Below are 18,132 nucleotides of genomic sequence, written 5' to 3'. Positions count from 1 at the left end.
TTCTGCCAGAGAATAGCGCTACAGGAAAAATGCAGTATAGACTCATTATTTCTGCTTTTTTCCAGGAGGCTAAATGGCTGCGACTATCCCGAATTCAATTCGACAACAGGTGAATGCCGCCAGTGCACTGATTGCGCGGATTATCGAGGGCGACCTGGTTGCTGTTCATTTGTATGGCTCTGCTGTTGAAGGTGGCTTAAAGCCCCAAAGCGATATCGATTTACTGGTTACCATTAGGCAGCCACTGAATACCCGGCAAATAAAAGATCTGATGCAGGGTTTTCTGGAAATATCAGCACCGCCTGGCAGCGTTGATAGCTATCGGGCGCTGGAAGTGACCATCGTGGTCTATTCACAACTTGTGCCGTGGCAATTCCCACCGTCAAGAGAAATGCAATTTGGCGAATGGTTGCGTGACGATATTCGCGCGGGAATTTTTGAACCGAGACAGGTGGATCCTGATCTTTCCATCCTGCTGACCCAGGCCCGGCGCGTCAGCGTAGCGTTGTTCGGTGAACCCGCTGAGACGTTATTCAACGTCATCCCTTTTAGCGATGTCTTGCAAACGTTTCGGCATATCCTTGATATGTGGCAGAAACCGGGCGATTTAGAGGGTGACGAGCGAAATATCATCCTTACTCTGGCGCGTATTTGGTACAGCGTAGTTACGGGCAATATTGTCGCTAAAGATGAAGCCGCCTCCTGGCTTATACCGCAATTACCCGATGAGTATGCTGATACGCTGCAAGCCGCACGTGCAGAATACCTGGGGTTAACCAAAAAGAACTGGGCTGCGTCTATGCCATCTGTTGAACGCTTTGTGTTTTATGCAAAAAAACAGATTGCCGATCGGCTTGAATAATATATTCAACGATGTTGGAAGAAACTCTTTCTGTTTAACTCATCTAAATAACCTGATGGGATGGGGCGTGAGGTACGGGCCTTAACCTTTACATGACGTCTGCATCTTTCTATATTCAAAAATCGAATCAATAAGTCACAGAAATTCTGATATTTATAACCCCGGTACCTGCCACCTGATGGACGAAAAAAATGGGTAAAGCAGTCATTGCAATTCACGGCGGCGCAGGGGCTATCACCCGTTCGCAGCTGAGCCAGGAGCAAGAGTTGCGTTATATACAGGCGCTGTCGGATATCGTTGAAACCGGCCAGCGGATGCTTGAAGACGGTCGTAGCGCACTGGATGTCGTTACCGAAGCCGTGCGCCTGCTGGAAGAGTGTCCGTTGTTTAATGCCGGAATTGGCGCGGTGTATACCCGTGATGAAACCCATGAACTGGATGCCTGCGTGATGGACGGTAATACGCTGAATGCGGGAGCCGTCGCCGGAGTCAGCCATTTACGCAATCCGATTCTCGCGGCGCGCCTGGTAATGGAACACAGCCCACACGTCATGATGATCGGTGAAGGGGCTGAAAACTTTGCCATTGCGCAGGGTATGGTGCGCGTATCAGCGGATATCTTCTCGACGCCAGAACGCTACGCTCAACTACTGGCGGCGCGAACAGCGGGTGAAACGGTGCTGGACCATAGCGCGAGCCCGCTGGATGAAAACAACAAAATGGGTACCGTGGGGGCGGTCGCGTTAGATATGTTTGGCAATCTGGCGGCCGCAACATCGACCGGGGGGATGACCAACAAATTACCAGGTCGGGTGGGGGACAGTCCACTGGTCGGCGCAGGCTGTTATGCCAATAATGCAAGTGTGGCAGTCTCCTGCACCGGAACCGGAGAAGTCTTTATTCGTGCGCTGGCGGCCTATGACATTGCGGCGTTGATGGACTATGGCGGCCTGAGTTTATCCGAAGCGTGTGAACGCGTAGTGATGGAAAAATTACCGGCGCTTGGCGGCAGTGGCGGTTTAATTGCTATCGATCATGAGGGCAATGTCGCCTTGCCGTTTAATAGCGAAGGCATGTACCGCGCCTGGGGATATGCAGGCGATACGCCAACCACCGGTATTTATCGGGAAAAAGGAGATAGCGTTGCCACACAGTGATGAGCTTGATGCCAGCGACGTGCTGGCAGTCAGCAATCTGAATATTGCCTTTGAACAGGAACAGCAACGTGTCAGCGCAGTGCGTAATCTGTCATTTCGCCTGAAGCGTGGCGAAACGCTGGCGATTGTTGGTGAGTCCGGTTCAGGAAAGTCGGTAACGGCCTTGTCGCTGATGCATCTGATTGAACAAGCAGGCGGCGAGGTAAGCTGCGATGAAATGCTGCTGCGACGCCGCAACCGGCAGGTTATTGAGCTGGGTGAACAGAGCGCATCACAAATGCGTCACGTGCGCGGTGCGGATATCGCGATGATCTTCCAGGAGCCTATGACATCGCTCAATCCGGTGTTTACCGTGGGCGAGCAAATTGCTGAGTCTATACGCTTGCACCAGGGCGCCAGCCATGAAGAGGCGATGGTAGAAGCGAAGCGGATGCTCGATCAGGTGCGTATCCCCGAGGCGAAGGCGATTTTATCGCGTTATCCACACCAGCTTTCCGGCGGTATGCGCCAGCGGGTGATGATTGCCATGGCACTGTCGTGTCGCCCTGCGGTTTTAATTGCCGATGAGCCGACGACCGCGCTGGATGTCACCATTCAGGCGCAGATCCTGCAACTGATAAAAGTGTTGCAGCAGGATATGTCGATGGGAGTGATCTTCATAACCCACGATATGGGCGTTGTGGCGGATATTGCAGACCGCGTGCTGGTGATGTATCAGGGCGAGGCGGTAGAAACCGGCAGCGTTGAACAAATTTTTCACGCTCCCCAGCATCCCTATACCAAAGCGCTGTTGGCAGCCGTGCCGCAGCTTGGGGCGATGAACGGGCATGAGCTTCCGCGCCGTTTCCCGCTCATTTCATTGCACGATCCCAGCCATGTAGAACCGCAGACCGAGCAGGACACCGTGGTTGAAGGCGAGCCTATTCTGCGGGTGCGTAATTTGGTGACGCGTTTTCCTCTGCGCAGCGGCATTCTAAATCGCGTGACTCGCGAGGTGCATGCAGTGGAAAACGTCAGCTTTGACCTGTGGCCGGGAGAAACGCTCTCGCTGGTGGGGGAGTCGGGCTGCGGGAAATCCACCACCGGGCGGGCGCTGCTGCGCCTGGTTGAGTCTCAGCGTGGGGAAATCATTTTCAATGGGCAGCGTATTGATACCCTTGCTGCCAGCAAGTTGCAGCCGCTACGTCGGGATATTCAGTTTATCTTCCAGGATCCGTATGCTTCGCTCGATCCGCGCCAGACCGTGGGATATTCCATTCTGGAGCCGCTACGGGTACATGGGTTATTGCAGGGCGATGCGGGGTCAAAACGGGTTGCATGGTTGTTGGAACGTGTAGGCTTGCTACCTGAGCATGCCTGGCGCTATCCGCACGAGTTTTCCGGCGGTCAGCGTCAGCGTATCTGTATTGCACGGGCATTGGCGCTCAATCCCAAAGTGATTATTGCCGATGAATCTGTCTCGGCGCTGGATGTTTCAATTCGCGGGCAAATCATCAACCTGATGCTCGACCTGCAGCGAGAATTGGGTATCGCATACCTGTTTATTTCCCACGATATGGCGGTAGTGGAACGGATCAGTCATCGTGTGGCGGTAATGTATCTGGGGCAGATCGTTGAGATAGGCACCCGACGGGCGGTGTTTGAAAATCCGCAACATCCGTACACTCGCAAGCTGATGGCGGCGGTTCCGGTCGCCGATCCATCCCATCACCGTCCCCAGCGCGTGCTGTTGTCGGACGATATCCCCAGCAATATTCGTAAACGTGGCGAAGAGATTTCCCCCGTATCACTCCAGTTAGTTGGTCCGGGGCATTATGTTGCGCGTCCGCTACCAGAAAATGCGCTTTCGCGTTTATAACAGGCAGGCAGGGTTTAAGGAGAATAACATGACAAAAATTGTTGCTCGAAAATGGCTGGTTGCTGTGGGAGTGGCCTCTGCACTGGCCGCATCGCCTGGCTGGGCCGCCAAAGATGTAGTGGTGGCCGTGGGATCCAATTTCACGACGCTCGACCCCTATGACGCGAATGACACGTTGTCACAGGCGGTAGCGAAGTCGTTTTATCAGGGGCTGTTTGGTCTTGATAAAGAGATGAAACTGAAAAATGTGCTCGCGGAGAGTTATACGGTTTCTGATGATGGGCTGACCTATACCCTTAAGCTGCGCCAGGGCGTGAAGTTTCAGGATGGAACCGACTTCAATGCCGATGCGGTAAAAGCTAACCTCGATCGGGCCAGTAACCCGGAAAACCATCTGAAACGTTACAACCTGTATAAGAATATCGATAAAACCGAAGTCGTCGATCCGTCGACGGTGAAGATTACGCTGAAACAGCCGTTCTCTGCCTTTATCAATATTCTGGCGCACCCGGCAACGGCGATGATTTCTCCCGCCGCGCTGGAAAAATACGGTAAAGAGATTGGTTTCCATCCTGTGGGGACCGGGCCGTACCAGCTTGATACCTGGAATCAGACGGATTTTGTGAAGGTTAAGAAGTTCGCGGGCTACTGGCAGCAAGGGTTGCCAAAGCTGGATACGATTACCTGGCGTCCGGTGACCGACAACAACACGCGTGCGGCCATGCTGCAAACTGGGGAAGCGCAGTTTGCCTTCCCGATCCCATACGAGCAGGCGTCGCTGTTGGCGAAGAACAAAAACCTGGAACTGGTGGCCAGTCCGTCTATTATGCAGCGTTACATCAGCATGAACGTCACGCAAAAACCGTTCGACAACCCGAAGGTGCGTGAAGCGCTGAATTATGCCATCAACCGCCAGGCGCTGGTGAAAGTGGCTTTTGCTGGTTACGCGACGCCGGCAACCGGCGTTCTCCCCCCGTCGATAGCCTATGCGCAAAGCTATACGCCGTGGCCCTACGACCCGGCGAAAGCGCGCGAACTGCTGAAAGAAGCAGGTTATCCGAACGGTTTTACCACTACGCTATGGTCTTCGCATAACCACAGTACCGCGCAGAAAGTGCTGCAATTTACCCAGCAGCAGCTGGCGCAGGTGGGCATTAAGGCTCAGGTAACAGCGATGGATGCCGGTCAGCGCGCCGCGGAAGTTGAAGGTAAAGCGCAGAAAGAGAGCGGGGTACGGATGTTCTACACCGGCTGGTCGGCGTCTACGGGGGAAGCTGACTGGGCGCTGTCACCGCTGTTTGCATCACAAAACTGGCCGCCGACACTCTTTAATACGGCGTTCTACAGCAATAAGCAGGTGGACAGTGATTTAGCGGCAGCGTTGCAAACTAACGATCCGGCGCAGAAAGCGAAGCTGTACAAAGACGCGCAGGATATTATCTGGAAAGAGTCGCCGTGGATCCCGCTGGTGGTGGAAAAACTGATTTCGGCGCACAGTACCCGGTTGACCGGGTTCTGGATTATGCCGGATACCGGATTTAGCTTTGATGATGCGGATTTAAAATAAGCTATTCATTCGGCCCCGCAGCCCAGGGGCCGGCGAAGGGAGCGTGATGCTTAACTATGTTTTCAAGCGCCTGCTGGGGTTGATTCCAACTCTGTTGATTGTTGCGGTGCTGGTATTTTTATTTGTTCACCTGCTACCCGGCGATCCGGCCCGGCTGATTGCCGGACCGGAAGCTGACGCCGAGGTTATTGAACTGGTGCGCAAGCAGCTGGGTCTTGACCAGCCGCTGCATGTTCAGTTCTGGCATTACATGACCAACGTGTTGCAAGGCGATTTTGGCACCTCGATGGTTTCTCGTCGCCCGGTATCTGAAGAGATAGCCAGTCGTTTTATGCCATCACTATGGCTGACTATTGCCAGTATGGCGTGGGCGGTATTGTTTGGTATGACGGCGGGGATCATTGCTGCCGTATGGCGAAATCGCTGGCCGGACAGATTAAGCATGACGCTGGCGGTCACCGGGATCTCGTTCCCGGCGTTTGCGCTTGGCATGCTGCTGATGCAGATATTCTCCGTTGAGCTCGGTTGGTTGCCTACCGTGGGCGCAGACACCTGGCTGCACTACATCCTCCCGTCTATTACGCTGGGCGCGGCGGTGGCTGCGGTGTTAGCCCGATTTACTCGCGCCTCGTTTGTTGATGTGCTTAGCGAAGATTATATGCGCACCGCGCGGGCTAAAGGGGTGAGTGAAACCTGGGTGGTGTTAAAACATGGTCTGCGTAATGCGATGATCCCGGTGGTCACCATGATGGGACTACAGTTTGGCTTTTTGCTTGGTGGATCAATCGTGGTTGAGAAGGTGTTCAATTGGCCCGGGCTTGGACGGCTGTTGGTGGACTCCGTCGAAATGCGCGACTACCCGGTGATTCAGGCCGAGGTGCTGTTGTTTTCTCTGGAATTTATTCTTATTAACTTAGTGGTGGATGTGCTCTACGCTGCCATTAATCCGGCTATCAGGTACAAGTAAGGATGCGATTTTTTAACTGGCGCCGACAGGCGATTTTAAATGCGATGCCCCTTGTTAAGCCAGAGCAGATACGCACACCGTGGCATGAGTTCTGGCGTCGGTTCCGTCGACAGCACATGGCGATGGTCGCTGGGCTGTTTGTATTGCTCCTGATCGTGGTAGCGATTTTTGCCCGCTGGCTGACGCCATTTGATGCCGAGAATTACTTCGATTATGACCGTCTGAATGATGGGCCGTCGATGCTGCACTGGTTTGGCGTTGACTCACTGGGACGGGATATCTTTAGCCGCGTGCTGGTTGGTGCGCAAATCTCGCTGGCGGCAGGAGTCTTTGCCGTATTTATTGGCGCGGCGATTGGTACGGTACTGGGGCTGCTGGCGGGATACTACGAAGGCTGGTGGGATCGACTGATCATGCGAATCTGCGATGTGCTGTTCGCCTTTCCGGGGATATTGCTGGCGATAGCCGTGGTCGCTGTGCTGGGCAGCGGTATTGCTAACGTGATCATTGCCGTAGCCATTTTCTCCATTCCAGCCTTCGCGCGCCTGGTGCGTGGGAATACGCTGGTGCTGAAGCAACAGACGTTTATTGAGTCTGCGCGCAGTATTGGTGCCAGCGATGCGACCATCATCTTCAACCATATTCTGCCTGGAACGGTCTCATCGATCGTGGTCTTTTTTACCATGCGAATTGGCACGTCGATCATCTCTGCCGCAAGCCTGTCATTTCTGGGATTAGGCGCACAGCCGCCGACGCCGGAGTGGGGGGCAATGCTTAATGAAGCGCGCGCTGATATGGTGATCGCGCCGCACGTGGCGATTTTCCCGGCGGTAGCGATATTCCTGACGGTGCTGGCGTTTAACTTACTGGGAGATGGTCTGCGTGACGCGCTGGACCCGAAAATAAAAGGGTAAACCGTAGGCCTGATAAGACGCTTCAGCGTCGCCATCAGGCATTGCCGGATGCGGCATAAATGCCTTATCCGGCCTACGTTGGGTTACGCTATTTAAACGCGGGTGCCCCACAGATCGTATTCATCTGCGTTTTCGACCTTCACGCGGATGATATCGCCAGGTTTCACCTTGGTTTCACCATTCAGGTATACCGCGCCGTCGATTTCTGGAGCATCAGCCATGCTACGACCAATTGCGCCTTCTTCGTCAACTTCATCAACGATAACCAGAATCTCGCGGCCCACTTTCTCTTGCAAACGTTCAGCAGAGATCTGCTGCTGCAATTGCATAAAGCGGTTCCAGCGTTCTTCTTTCACCTCTTCCGGGATTTGATCCGGCAGGTCATTAGCGCCAGCGCCTTCTACCGGGCTGTATTTAAAGCAGCCCACGCGATCCAGACGCGCTTCCTTCAGGAAGTCGAGCAACATCTGGAAGTCTTCTTCCGTTTCACCCGGGAAACCAACAATGAAAGTGGATCGCAACGTCAGTTCAGGGCAGATTTCACGCCACTGCTTGATGCGCGCCAGCTGTCTGTCCACGGAGCCCGGGCGTTTCATCAGTTTAAGAATACGCGGGCTGGCATGCTGTAACGGGATGTCCAGATACGGCAGGATTTTCCCTTCCGCCATCAGCGGGATCACATCATCAACGTGCGGATAGGGGTAGACGTAATGCAGTCGCGTCCAGATCCCCAGTTTTGATAACTGTTCGCACAGATCAACCATGCTGGTTTTGACCGGCTCGCCGTTATGGAAACCGGTACGATGTTTCACATCTACACCGTACGCTGAGGTATCCTGAGAAATTACCAGAATCTCTTTCACGCCCGCATCGACCAGACGCTTGGCTTCGCTAAGGACGTCGCCAATCGGACGGCTCACCAGATCGCCGCGCATGGATGGAATAATGCAGAACGTGCAGCGGTGGTTACAGCCCTCGGAAATCTTCAGATAGGCGTAATGGCGAGGAGTCAGCTTAACGCCCTGCTCAGGAACCAGACTCTGGAACGGGTTGTGTTTTGGTTTTGGCACATAGTGGTGAACGTGCTCCAGAACCTGTTCATAGCTATGCGGCCCGGTGATTTCCAGCACCTTCGGGTGGACTTCACGGATCTGATCGACTTTCGCGCCCAGACAGCCGGTGACGATCACCTTACCGTTCTCGTTCAGCGCTTCGCCAATTGCTTCCAGGGACTCCTGAACCGCACTGTCGATAAAGCCGCAGGTATTAACGATAACCATATCCGCGTCGTCGTAGCTTGGCACAACATCATAGCCTTCGGTACGAAGTTCGGTCAGGATGCGCTCAGAATCGACGAGGTTTTTCGGACAACCTAGTGATATAAAACCAATTTTTGCCATTTTCTTATACTGTACATTGCTCGTAATCGGGGGATTATACAGATGCCTTCACGGTACATCTATATCTGATCAGCATAAGACGGAGAGAATAAAGAGCGATACCTATAAAGAGTAGATCGGTTAGTGAAAGGTGTTTAGTGAGTCTAATTCCGGCTTTAAGTGCCGCTTCTTGGCTATAGACACTCATTATCGTAAATTTTATCTCGTCGAGCGTTACTAATGAGGTTAAATTTGAAAGATATTGTTTTGAAGTCGAAACTTGAAATGGCTAAAACTCTTTATGCTAATGGTGTGAGTTTATATTATATCTCGCTTGCCACAGGCTTAAGTTGGCGTGTATTAATGACAGAATTAACGTTTATCGCCAGTCATGAAAATATTCGACAAAAAGCTAACGCTCACGTACCCAAACTTTAAATAATTCACCTGTCTATTACCATCCTACAAAATTTGAAAGGTAACGTTAATATGTATATTTCGCCACTTCCGGTCGCCACGGACTCTGATGTTGATAAACTTAGAGATGATATTGCTAATAAACTTTTATTCACTATTGGCAAAGATCCCGCAATCGCCACGAAACGGGAGTGGCTTAATGCGACGTTATATGCGGTACGCGATCGGATGGTCGAGCGCTGGCACCGTTCTAATCGGGCGCAATTCTCTCAGGATGCGCGCCAGGTATATTATCTGTCGATGGAATTTTTAATTGGTCGTACGCTATCCAATGCATTGCTCTCTTTAGGTCTTTATGATGAAGTCAGAAGCGCGCTGGAGGCAATGGGGCTTGAACTGGAAGAACTGATTGACGAAGAAAACGATCCCGGGTTAGGTAATGGTGGTCTCGGTCGTCTGGCGGCCTGCTTCCTTGATTCACTGGCGACGCTTGGGTTGCCGGGATGTGGATACGGTATTCGTTATAACTACGGTATGTTCAAACAAAATATCGTTAACGGTGTACAAAAAGAGTCGCTCGATTATTGGCTGGAATACGGTAATCCCTGGGAGTTCAAACGTCATAATACGCATTATAAAGTACGTTTTGGCGGGCGTGTTCAACAGGAGGGGAATAAAACCCGCTGGCTTGAAACCGAGGATATTCTGGCCGTGGCGCATGATCAAATTATTCCAGGTTATGCGACGGACACGACTAATACGTTGCGCTTGTGGAACGTGCAGGTGAATAGCGAAGTTAATGCGGGCAAACTGAATCAGCAGGACGACTTTGCTACTGAAGTGGAAAACAAATACCACTTCGATCGTATCTCGCGGGTTTTGTACCCGGATGATTCCACCGATGCGGGGCGTGAATTGCGTTTACGCCAGGCCTATTTCCTGGCCTCGGCGACGATTCAGGATATTCTAAGTCGTCATTATCAGTTGCACAAAACTTTCGACAATCTGGCCGATAAAATTGCGATTCACCTTAATGATACGCATCCGGTACTGGCGATCCCTGAGTTGATGCGTTTATTGATTGATCATCATCAGTTTAGTTGGGATAACGCGTTTGACGTGACTTGTCAGATTTTTTCTTATACAAACCATACGTTGATGAGTGAGGCGCTGGAGACCTGGCCAGTAGAAATGCTAAGTCGAATTTTGCCGCGCCATTTGCAGATTATTTTTGAGATTAACGATCGTTTTCTGAAGACCTTACAGGAACGTTATCGTAATGACAGCGATCTGCTAAAACGTGTGTCGTTAATTGATGAGTCCAATGGTCGTGTGGTGCGTATGGCCTGGCTGGCGGTAGTTGTCAGTCATAAGGTAAACGGCGTGTCGGCATTGCATTCAAAACTGATGACCGAATCACTGTTTGCAGATTTTGCGAATATTTTTCCCCTGCGTTTCACCAACGTAACCAATGGTGTGACTGCGCGTCGTTGGCTGGCGCTGGCGAATCCACCGCTTGCCAAAGTGCTGGACGAAAATATCGGTGACAGCTGGCGGACTAAATTAATGCAGTTGGGCGAGCTGAAGCAGTTTATAGATTATCCGTCGGTGAATGAGGCAGTGCATCGTGCGAAACGTGAAAATAAGCAGCGGCTGGCGCACCATATTGCCACCCACTACGGAGTGGTGGTGAATCCTGATGCGCTGTTTGATGTGCAGGTGAAACGCATCCACGAGTACAAGCGGCAACTCATGAATGTGCTCCACGTTATTACACGCTATAACCGGATTAAAGCCGCGCCGGATGCCAACTGGGTACCGCGAGTGAATATCTTTGCCGGAAAAGCGGCCTCCTCTTATCACATGGCAAAACAAATTATTCGCTTGATTAACGATGTGGCGCAGTTAGTCAATAACGATCCGCTGATTGGCGGCAAACTGAAAGTAGTATTTATTCCGGATTACAGCGTCAGTCTCGCTCAGCTAATTATTCCGGCAGCCGATCTGTCAGAGCAAATTTCCCTAGCCGGGACGGAAGCCTCCGGGACCAGCAATATGAAATTCGGTATGAATGGTGCGCTCACTATCGGTACGCTCGACGGTGCGAATATCGAAATGCGCGAATACGTTGGGGAAGATAACATCTTTATCTTTGGCAATACGGCTAATCAGGTTGAAACTCTGCGACGTGATGGCTATGACCCGAGGCACATCTTTGAAAAGGATGAGGAACTTCATCGGGTGCTGACGCAAATCGGTACAGGGGTGTTCAGTCCGCAGGAGCCAGGGCGTTATAGAGACGTGTTGGATTCATTGATTAACTTCGGCGACTACTATCAGGTATTGGCAGATTATCGCAGCTATGTAGATTGTCAGGATGCGGTGGATGAGTTGTATCGTACTCCCCGGGAGTGGACGACAAAAACCATGCATAATATTGCTAACATGGGGTATTTCTCGTCGGACAGAACGGTTCAGGAATATGCCGACCATATCTGGCGCATAGCAAAAATACGCGTGTAGCCAGTATTTCTAACGCTCAGCCTCTCTGGTTTTCATAACAGGGAGGCTGTTTGCAAATCAGCCAGAATAGGTGAGAGGATTTTGTGGGTATTGCTTTCTTTGCGCGATGAGGCAAACACGCTAAATTGTGGCAAGGGAAACGGAGTGTTTATTTTTTTTAGTCCATACAGCTGAGCGTGTGTTTCAAATACCTTTTCCGGGATCACCCCTAAACAATGGGTATTGGACACAATCGTCAGAATCGCCGTAAACGATGAGGTAAGCAGGCAGCGTTCTCCGATTCTGAATTTTTTATCCACAATACTGCGATGATAAATGATTTTCTCATTCTTAGTATTGTAACCGACCAGGTTAGCGTTTCTGAATTGCGCTTCACTGATGGTGTTACCATATAAAGAATTATTCTGCGAGGCCGCCAGTACCAGGCGCATATCGCATATTTTCTGGCATGAAAGACTTGCTGACTCTACGGCAAAGGTAGAAAAAACGGCATCTGCCTGACGCATATTCAGCAGTTCAATAATACTCTGTTCATTCAGGTCGGCGGTAAGGTGCAGGAGGCTGATATCGGCGTCAGTCTCGATTATTCTGGCGGTGACATCTGGAATAACGATAGGGGAAATAAAAGATTCCGTATAAAGCGTTAACCTTTTTTTGGTGGCAGGCGTGGAAAGCGGCATCAGCGTTGACAGCTTATCGATAATTGGGATTGTATTATCATACAGTTCATCAGAATAGACCGTCGGTAACAGTGCATTCCCGCTACGGACAAACAGATTATCCCCCATCATTTCGCGCAGTTTTCTTAATGACTGGCTGACGGCGGAAGGTGAGATGTTCAGCATGTCAGCGACTCTGGAAATGCTACCCACGCTATAGATCAAACAGAAAATGGTCAGCAGATTGAGATCTATTTTTGATAGTGTGCGTATCTTTTCTGCATCATTTGCTTTCGACATAGACCCCTCATCATCAACACCATGGCAGTAACCACATCAGGTATAGCAAAAAAAGTCAGGCGAGTCAGACACTGGGCGCTTTCGATAAGCGTACCGGATGAAGTTGTAACATTGTAAATTATGTTAATCAATTGGGCTTTATTGATGTAGGACATCTATTTGTTCAAAAAACAACCATACTATTAAGTTGCACCATAGTTGGAAAGAGGAGGAACAAAGTATGGTTGTTGACAGACTGAGAACCGATCTTCTCAACAAATTGATAAACGCCCGTATCGAACTTGCCGCTTATCTGCAGTTGAGAAAAGCGAAAGGCTACATGTCAGTTAGCGAGAGCGATCGCCTGCGTGATGTTTTTTTTGCACTGAATCGCGAATTGCACGAGCAATCACAGCTTCACGGTATGCATCTTGATCAGGAAGAGTGGAATGCCCTTCATCGTGCTGAAGGGGCGTTAGCCGCCGCCGCTGTTTGTCTTATGAGTGGACATCACGATTGTCCAACGTTTATCGCCGTTAACGCAGAGAAACTGGAAAACTGCCTGACAACGCTGACGCTAAGTATCCAGAGTTTGCAACCTTACCCAACGCTGGAACACGTCTGAATCAGGGGGAGGGCGCTCCCCCTTTTCGTCAAGGTTATGTAAATGTAGCGGGATAATTCCCCTTGCTGGCTACGCTTTATGCAGAGCCATTAAGGAGGTGTTATGCGTCGACTCTTTCTCTGTGCTATTCCACTTGCGCTATTTTCCACTTATGCCGCCGCGGTAAAAGTGGAAGTGCTGCAAACTAAACTTGATCACCCGTGGTCGCTGGCTTTTTTACCCGATAACCGCGGTATGCTCATTACGCTCAAAGGTGGACAGCTTCGACTCTGGCAGCCTGATAAAGGGCTTTCCGACCCGCTGACCGGCGTACCCAAAGTTTGGGCAAATGGTCAGGGAGGACTGCTTGATGTGGCGTTAGCACCGGATTTTGCACAATCTCGCCGGGTATGGCTAAGCTTCGCTGAAGCCGACCGCGAAGGCAAAGCGGGCACTGCGGTAGGCTACGGGCGATTGAGTGACGATCTCAAACATCTGCAAGGATTTCAGACCGTTTTTCGCCAACAGCCAAAGCTTTCCACCGGAAACCATTTTGGTGGACGTCTGGTATTTGATGGTAACGGTTATCTGTTTATTGGCCTTGGGGAGAATAATCAACGCGCTACCGCCCAGGACCTGGATAAATTGCAGGGTAAATTAGTCCGACTGACCGACGAGGGAAAAATTCCGCCGGATAATCCGTTTGTGAACATGGCAGGAGCGCGGGCAGAGATTTGGTCGTATGGCATCCGCAACCCGCAGGGTATGGCGATGAATCCGTGGAGTGATGTGTTGTGGCTCAATGAGCATGGTCCACGCGGAGGCGATGAAATCAATATCCCCGAGAAAGGGAAAAACTACGGCTGGCCTATCGCGACCTGGGGTGTTAACTACAGTGGTTTGAAAATTCCCGAAGCAAAAGGTCAAATTGTTGCTGGCACGGAACAACCCATCTTTTACTGGGAAAAGTCGCCGGCGGTTAGTGGAATGGCTTTTTACAATAGCGATACCTTCCCGCAGTGGCGGCAAAAGTTGTTCATCGGCGCGTTGAAAGATAAAGAAGTGATCGTGCTGAGCGTTAAAGGGAATACGGTCACTGAGGATGGTCGTCTGTTGCAGGAAAGGGGGCAGCGGATCCGTGATGTTCGCGTCGGACCAGACGGTTATTTGTACGTGTTAACCGACGAGTCCGACGGGGAATTACTGAAAGTGAGTCCCTGATTTGGTTAGCTGACCGGGATCATCACGATTTTTTGAAACGCCGGTCGCTCGGTCAGTTGTTGATACCAGCGTTCCAGATGCGGGCGCGGGGTCCAGCTCAGACCAACGTTGAACAGGTTATAGATGAACGGTGCAACAGCGATATCCGCCGTGCCAAATTCAGCCCCGGAGAACCATGGCTGGTCTGCCAGCGCGTTATCCAGAATGGCAAACAGGTTATCGCAAACTTGCTTACTTGCCTCAATGGCCGCCATATCGCGCTGATCGGCAGGTGTTCTGACCAGACCAAATAAGATAACCCGATGCGCAGGGCTTAGCGTCTGATTTGCCCAGTCCATCCATTTTTCACCGACGGCGCGCGCGGCCGGGGCGTCAATCCACAAACGTTTTTGTCCGTACTGAGCGGCCAGATAGCGGACAATGGTATTGGATTCCCACAATACAACGTCCGTTTCATCATCGCGTAGCAGCGGGACCAGTCCGTTCGGGTTCAGTGCCAGATAGTCGGCATCGCGGTTACCGCCATGCTGCCCGCCCGCCAGAATTTGGTTATACGGCAGTTCCAGTTCCTCGAGCGTCCACAATACTTTTTTTACGTTGGTCGAGTTATTGCGACCCCACAGTGTAATCATAGTAACCCCGCAAATTAATTGAGCAGCTTTATGGCTGCAGATGCCATCTGACTAGCTCACATGGTGGGGTAAACCTAATATTTACGCAACAAAGTCTAAAAAAATCGTGCCAGGAGCAGCGCAGCGCGGCGTTATTGCATAAACTTTAAAAACTTTACCAACTTACGGTTTCTTTAAGCTCGTTAGTGCGTTATTACTCACCGCACTTATTTTACACGTCATCCATCAGACTTTTTCTGCATGGGTTGGTCGAGGTCGCTTGGCCGGTTTTGTGTAAACACGGTGTGGTATGACGTGGTTTTTTGGAATGGATACTCGGGTGGCATTTATGACGCAATACTTCTCTTCACTTCGCAGCTTTGCTGCAGGTTCTGCACTCTTAATCCTTTTGGCGCCGACCGTACAGGCGGCGGAGCAACCGACGGCCCCGCCGAGCGTGGACGCGCGTGCGTGGATTCTGATGGATTACGCCAGTGGTAAGGTGCTGGCGGAAGGTAATGCTGATGAGAAACTGGATCCTGCCAGTCTGACCAAAATCATGACCAGCTATGTGGTTGGGCAGGCGCTGAAGGCCGGAAAAATTAACCTCAACGACATGGTCACCGTGGGCAAAGACGCCTGGGCGACCGGTAATCCAGCCCTGCGCGGTTCGTCTGTCATGTTCCTCAAGCCCGGCGATCAGGTCGCGGTGTCCGATCTGAATAAAGGCGTTATCATTCAGTCAGGTAACGATGCCTGTATTGCACTCGCTGATTACGTTGCCGGTAGCCAGGAATCCTTTATTGGTCTGATGAACGGCTATGCGAAAAAACTGGGGCTGACAAACACGACTTTCCAGACGGTACACGGCCTGGATGCGGCAGGACAGTTCAGTACCGCGCGTGATATGGCGTTGCTCGGGAAGGCGTTAATCCACGATGTGCCGGAAGAGTACGCTATTCACAAAGAGAAAGAATTTACCTTCAATAAAATACGTCAACCGAACCGCAACCGTCTGTTGTGGAGCACCAACCTGAACGTGGACGGTATGAAAACCGGGACCACTGCCGGGGCGGGATACAACCTGGTGGCCTCCGCGACCCAGGGTGATATGCGCCTGATCTCCGTGGTGCTGGGAGCAAAAACCGACCGCATTCGTTTCAATGAGTCAGAAAAACTGCTGACCTGGGGCTTCCGTTTCTTTGAAACCGTTACGCCGATCAAGCCGGATGCGACTTTCGTCACCCAGCGCGTCTGGTTTGGCGATAAGAGTGAAGTGAATTTGGGCGCCGGAGAAGGGGGGTCTGTGACCATTCCGCGTGGCCAGCTCAAAAACCTGAAGGCCAGCTTTACCCTGACTGAACCACAGCTAACTGCACCGCTGAAGAAAGGTCAGGTTGTGGGCACTATCGACTTCCAGTTGAACGGAAAATCCATTGAGCAGCGTCCGTTGATGGTGATGGAAGATGTGGAAGAGGGTGGTTTCTTTAGCCGCATGTGGGACTTTGTGATGATGAAATTCCACCAGTGGTTTGGTGGTTGGTTCTCTTAATCTTATCTATTGCCGGATGGCGCAATCGCCGTCCGGCAGTATCTGTTAGTACTTCAGCGTGATACGTTGTGCTTTAGCGTACTCAACAAATGCCTCGTCAGGACGGCTGTCGCTGATGATGGTATCAAAGCGTTTTAATTCCCCCATCCTCGCAGGTCGCACCTTGCCAAACTTGCTGTGATCGACCACCAAAACGTGATGCTGCGCCATCGACATCGCCCAGTGCTTCACCGGCAGTTCTTCCAGATTAAAACAGGTCGCGCCTTTTTCGATGTGAACACCTGCTGCGGAATAAAAGGCGATATCCGGACAGAGGTTGTTCAGCGTTTCCTGGAAATCGAGCGGTTTAAAAATCGCGTTACTGGCATGGAATTCACCACCACACAGAATGACGCGGCACTGCGGTTTTTCCTGCAGCACCAGAAACGTATTCAACGAGTAGCAGATTGCAGTGAAGGGCAGTTCATTGTCGATCGCTTCAATGATCCACGGCGTGGTCGTACCGCAATCGAAAAAGATGGTCTGATGCGCCTGCACGAGACTCGCCGCCTGCTGGGCAGCGCGACGCTTTTCATCAACCAGACGGGATTTTTGATCGCTGATTAAATAGTGGTTAGCGCTGCGGGGTTCCAGAACAATATAGCCCCCGAGCAGCACGACGGGAGCATCATGATTATTCAGGTCGCGACGAATGGTCATCTCAGATACGCCCAGCAACGTCGCGGCTTCTTTGAGGTGTAATTTATCGCTGCGTTTCAGCGCCTGCAGTAATTGACCAATACGCTCGTCGCGTCGAGTTTCCATAGTTCCCCTGGAGAATAGAATAAGTGCTTAGTTTCGCGCTTAATACTACTCTTTTTACCGCGGGTTAGTCACGTACCCAACCTTTACGGATGGGGAGAGCGAAGCAGGTGCGATAGCACGTCTGCAAGCCGAGGTACAAGCTTGTGCCGAACCGTTGCCAGATCATCTGGGCGCTCAGACAGCCGATCAACCCGGCCAGTAATCCGCCCAGCATATCCAGCGGCCAGTGAACGCCAAGGTAAACACGTGACCAGGCAATCGCCACGGCGACAACCATCAGCAGAACACCCGTCCACAAGCGATGCCAGAACAGGAAGGCCAGAGCAAAGGTAAAGATAACCGTACCGTGGTCGCTCGGGAAAGAGTCATCTGCCGCATGGTGCAGGAAGTTATAGCCGATGTGGTTAACGAACGGACGATCGTGGGGGAAAAGATGCCCCATCAGCCAGGAAATCGTCAGACCGACTACCAACGCAATGGCCATTTTTATGACCAACTGGCGCTGGAGCGTAACCTGACCACGAGGTCCCCAAAGCCAGAGCACAACGGCTAACAGCGGCACAATGCTGATCAGATCTTTGGCAATGAAAATGGCGAGCGAAATTGCCCATTGCGCAGAGTCGGGTGTTGCATTGATCAAGTAAAAAAGCGAATTGTTCAGATTTTCCAGCATAACGTCCAGACTCAGTGTAATCGTTAAATAGACCCATTTGGGGAGAGCATAAAATTGCTTTCACGGGATAAAAAGCGGTCTTGTC

Annotated in this window: 16 protein-coding genes; 11 read left to right on the top strand and 5 right to left on the bottom strand. The window is 51.4% G+C overall.

What is annotated here, in order from left to right; genetic code table 11:
• The first annotated feature begins 73 nt into the window (after window positions 1-73).
• From OGX96_RS21750 to gsiD, 6 genes are all read left to right on the top strand, one after another.
• Window positions 74-862 (top strand): aminoglycoside adenylyltransferase family protein, encoded by a 789-nt coding sequence (locus tag OGX96_RS21750; protein WP_213752072.1) that lies wholly within the window; start codon window positions 74-76, stop codon window positions 860-862.
• Between the two features lie 191 nt (window positions 863-1,053).
• Window positions 1,054-2,019, top strand: a complete 966-nt coding sequence (gene iaaA / locus OGX96_RS21745) for a beta-aspartyl-peptidase (RefSeq protein WP_174770504.1) — start codon at window positions 1,054-1,056, stop codon at window positions 2,017-2,019.
• Window positions 2,006-3,877, top strand: a complete 1,872-nt coding sequence (gene gsiA / locus OGX96_RS21740) for a glutathione ABC transporter ATP-binding protein GsiA (RefSeq protein WP_057067350.1) — start codon at window positions 2,006-2,008, stop codon at window positions 3,875-3,877. Before iaaA ends, gsiA begins: the two co-directional genes overlap by 14 nt.
• Before the next feature lie 28 nt (window positions 3,878-3,905).
• The gene (gene gsiB, locus OGX96_RS21735; protein WP_060682494.1) at window positions 3,906-5,444 is read left to right on the top strand and encodes a glutathione ABC transporter substrate-binding protein GsiB; all 1,539 of its coding nucleotides are present in this window, start codon (window positions 3,906-3,908) and stop codon (window positions 5,442-5,444) included.
• A 46-nt stretch (window positions 5,445-5,490) separates the two neighbouring features.
• Window positions 5,491-6,411 (top strand): glutathione ABC transporter permease GsiC, encoded by a 921-nt coding sequence (gene gsiC / locus OGX96_RS21730; protein ID WP_032942797.1) that lies wholly within the window; start codon window positions 5,491-5,493, stop codon window positions 6,409-6,411.
• Window positions 6,412-6,413: 2 nt separating this feature from the next.
• On the top strand, window positions 6,414-7,325 hold the full coding sequence (gene gsiD, locus OGX96_RS21725; RefSeq protein ID WP_032942798.1) for a glutathione ABC transporter permease GsiD: 912 nt from the start codon (window positions 6,414-6,416) through the stop codon (window positions 7,323-7,325).
• 92 nt (window positions 7,326-7,417) lie between these two features.
• Here the strand turns inward: gsiD and rimO are convergent, their stop codons facing one another.
• Window positions 7,418-8,725, bottom strand: a complete 1,308-nt coding sequence (rimO, locus tag OGX96_RS21720; protein ID WP_003831616.1) for a 30S ribosomal protein S12 methylthiotransferase RimO — start codon at window positions 8,723-8,725, stop codon at window positions 7,418-7,420.
• Between the two features lie 231 nt (window positions 8,726-8,956).
• Here rimO and OGX96_RS21715 point away from each other — a divergent pair, with 231 nt between their 5' ends.
• A complete protein-coding gene (locus tag OGX96_RS21715; RefSeq protein WP_223240755.1) occupies window positions 8,957-9,142 on the top strand; it encodes a glycine cleavage system protein T in 186 nt (61 codons plus the stop codon).
• 51 nt (window positions 9,143-9,193) lie between these two features.
• Window positions 9,194-11,644 carry a glycogen phosphorylase gene (glgP, locus tag OGX96_RS21710; RefSeq protein WP_286584197.1) on the top strand — a complete coding sequence of 817 codons (2,451 nt, stop codon included), beginning with the start codon at window positions 9,194-9,196 and terminating at the stop codon, window positions 11,642-11,644.
• 32 nt (window positions 11,645-11,676) lie between these two features.
• Here the strand turns inward: glgP and OGX96_RS21705 are convergent, their stop codons facing one another.
• Window positions 11,677-12,603, bottom strand: coding sequence for a LysR family transcriptional regulator (locus OGX96_RS21705; RefSeq protein WP_286584196.1), 927 nt, complete (start codon window positions 12,601-12,603; stop codon window positions 11,677-11,679).
• A gap of 220 nt (window positions 12,604-12,823) precedes the next feature.
• On the opposite strand from OGX96_RS21705, the gene bssR reads away from it, so the two are divergent.
• Window positions 12,824-13,207 carry a biofilm formation regulator BssR gene (bssR, locus tag OGX96_RS21700; protein WP_286584195.1) on the top strand — a complete coding sequence of 128 codons (384 nt, stop codon included), beginning with the start codon at window positions 12,824-12,826 and terminating at the stop codon, window positions 13,205-13,207.
• Window positions 13,208-13,309: 102 nt separating this feature from the next.
• Window positions 13,310-14,407: a PQQ-dependent sugar dehydrogenase gene (locus tag OGX96_RS21695; protein ID WP_032942802.1), complete on the top strand. Its 1,098-nt coding sequence runs from the start codon at window positions 13,310-13,312 to the stop codon at window positions 14,405-14,407.
• A 5-nt stretch (window positions 14,408-14,412) separates the two neighbouring features.
• On the opposite strand, the gene OGX96_RS21690 is transcribed toward OGX96_RS21695, so the two are convergent.
• Window positions 14,413-15,039, bottom strand: coding sequence for a glutathione S-transferase family protein (locus tag OGX96_RS21690; protein ID WP_003831628.1), 627 nt, complete (start codon window positions 15,037-15,039; stop codon window positions 14,413-14,415).
• Window positions 15,040-15,367: 328 nt separating this feature from the next.
• Between OGX96_RS21690 and dacC the strand changes: the two genes are divergently transcribed.
• A complete protein-coding gene (gene dacC / locus OGX96_RS21685; protein WP_020996521.1) occupies window positions 15,368-16,570 on the top strand; it encodes a serine-type D-Ala-D-Ala carboxypeptidase in 1,203 nt (400 codons plus the stop codon).
• 45 nt (window positions 16,571-16,615) lie between these two features.
• On the opposite strand, the gene deoR is transcribed toward dacC, so the two are convergent.
• Both deoR and ybjG read right to left on the bottom strand, forming a co-directional pair.
• On the bottom strand, window positions 16,616-17,374 hold the full coding sequence (gene deoR / locus OGX96_RS21680; RefSeq protein WP_032942805.1) for a DNA-binding transcriptional repressor DeoR: 759 nt from the start codon (window positions 17,372-17,374) through the stop codon (window positions 16,616-16,618).
• A 64-nt stretch (window positions 17,375-17,438) separates the two neighbouring features.
• Window positions 17,439-18,047, bottom strand: coding sequence for an undecaprenyl-diphosphate phosphatase (gene ybjG, locus OGX96_RS21675; RefSeq protein ID WP_286584194.1), 609 nt, complete (start codon window positions 18,045-18,047; stop codon window positions 17,439-17,441).
• Window positions 18,048-18,132 lie beyond the last annotated feature (85 nt).

It is taken from the genome of Citrobacter sp. Cpo100, from assembly GCF_030332595.1.
In the GTDB taxonomy this organism is placed as follows: Bacteria; Pseudomonadota; Gammaproteobacteria; order Enterobacterales; family Enterobacteriaceae; genus Citrobacter; species Citrobacter portucalensis.
Note: the sequence above shows the minus strand (reverse complement) of the source record. Positions and strands in the feature narration are given on the sequence as shown.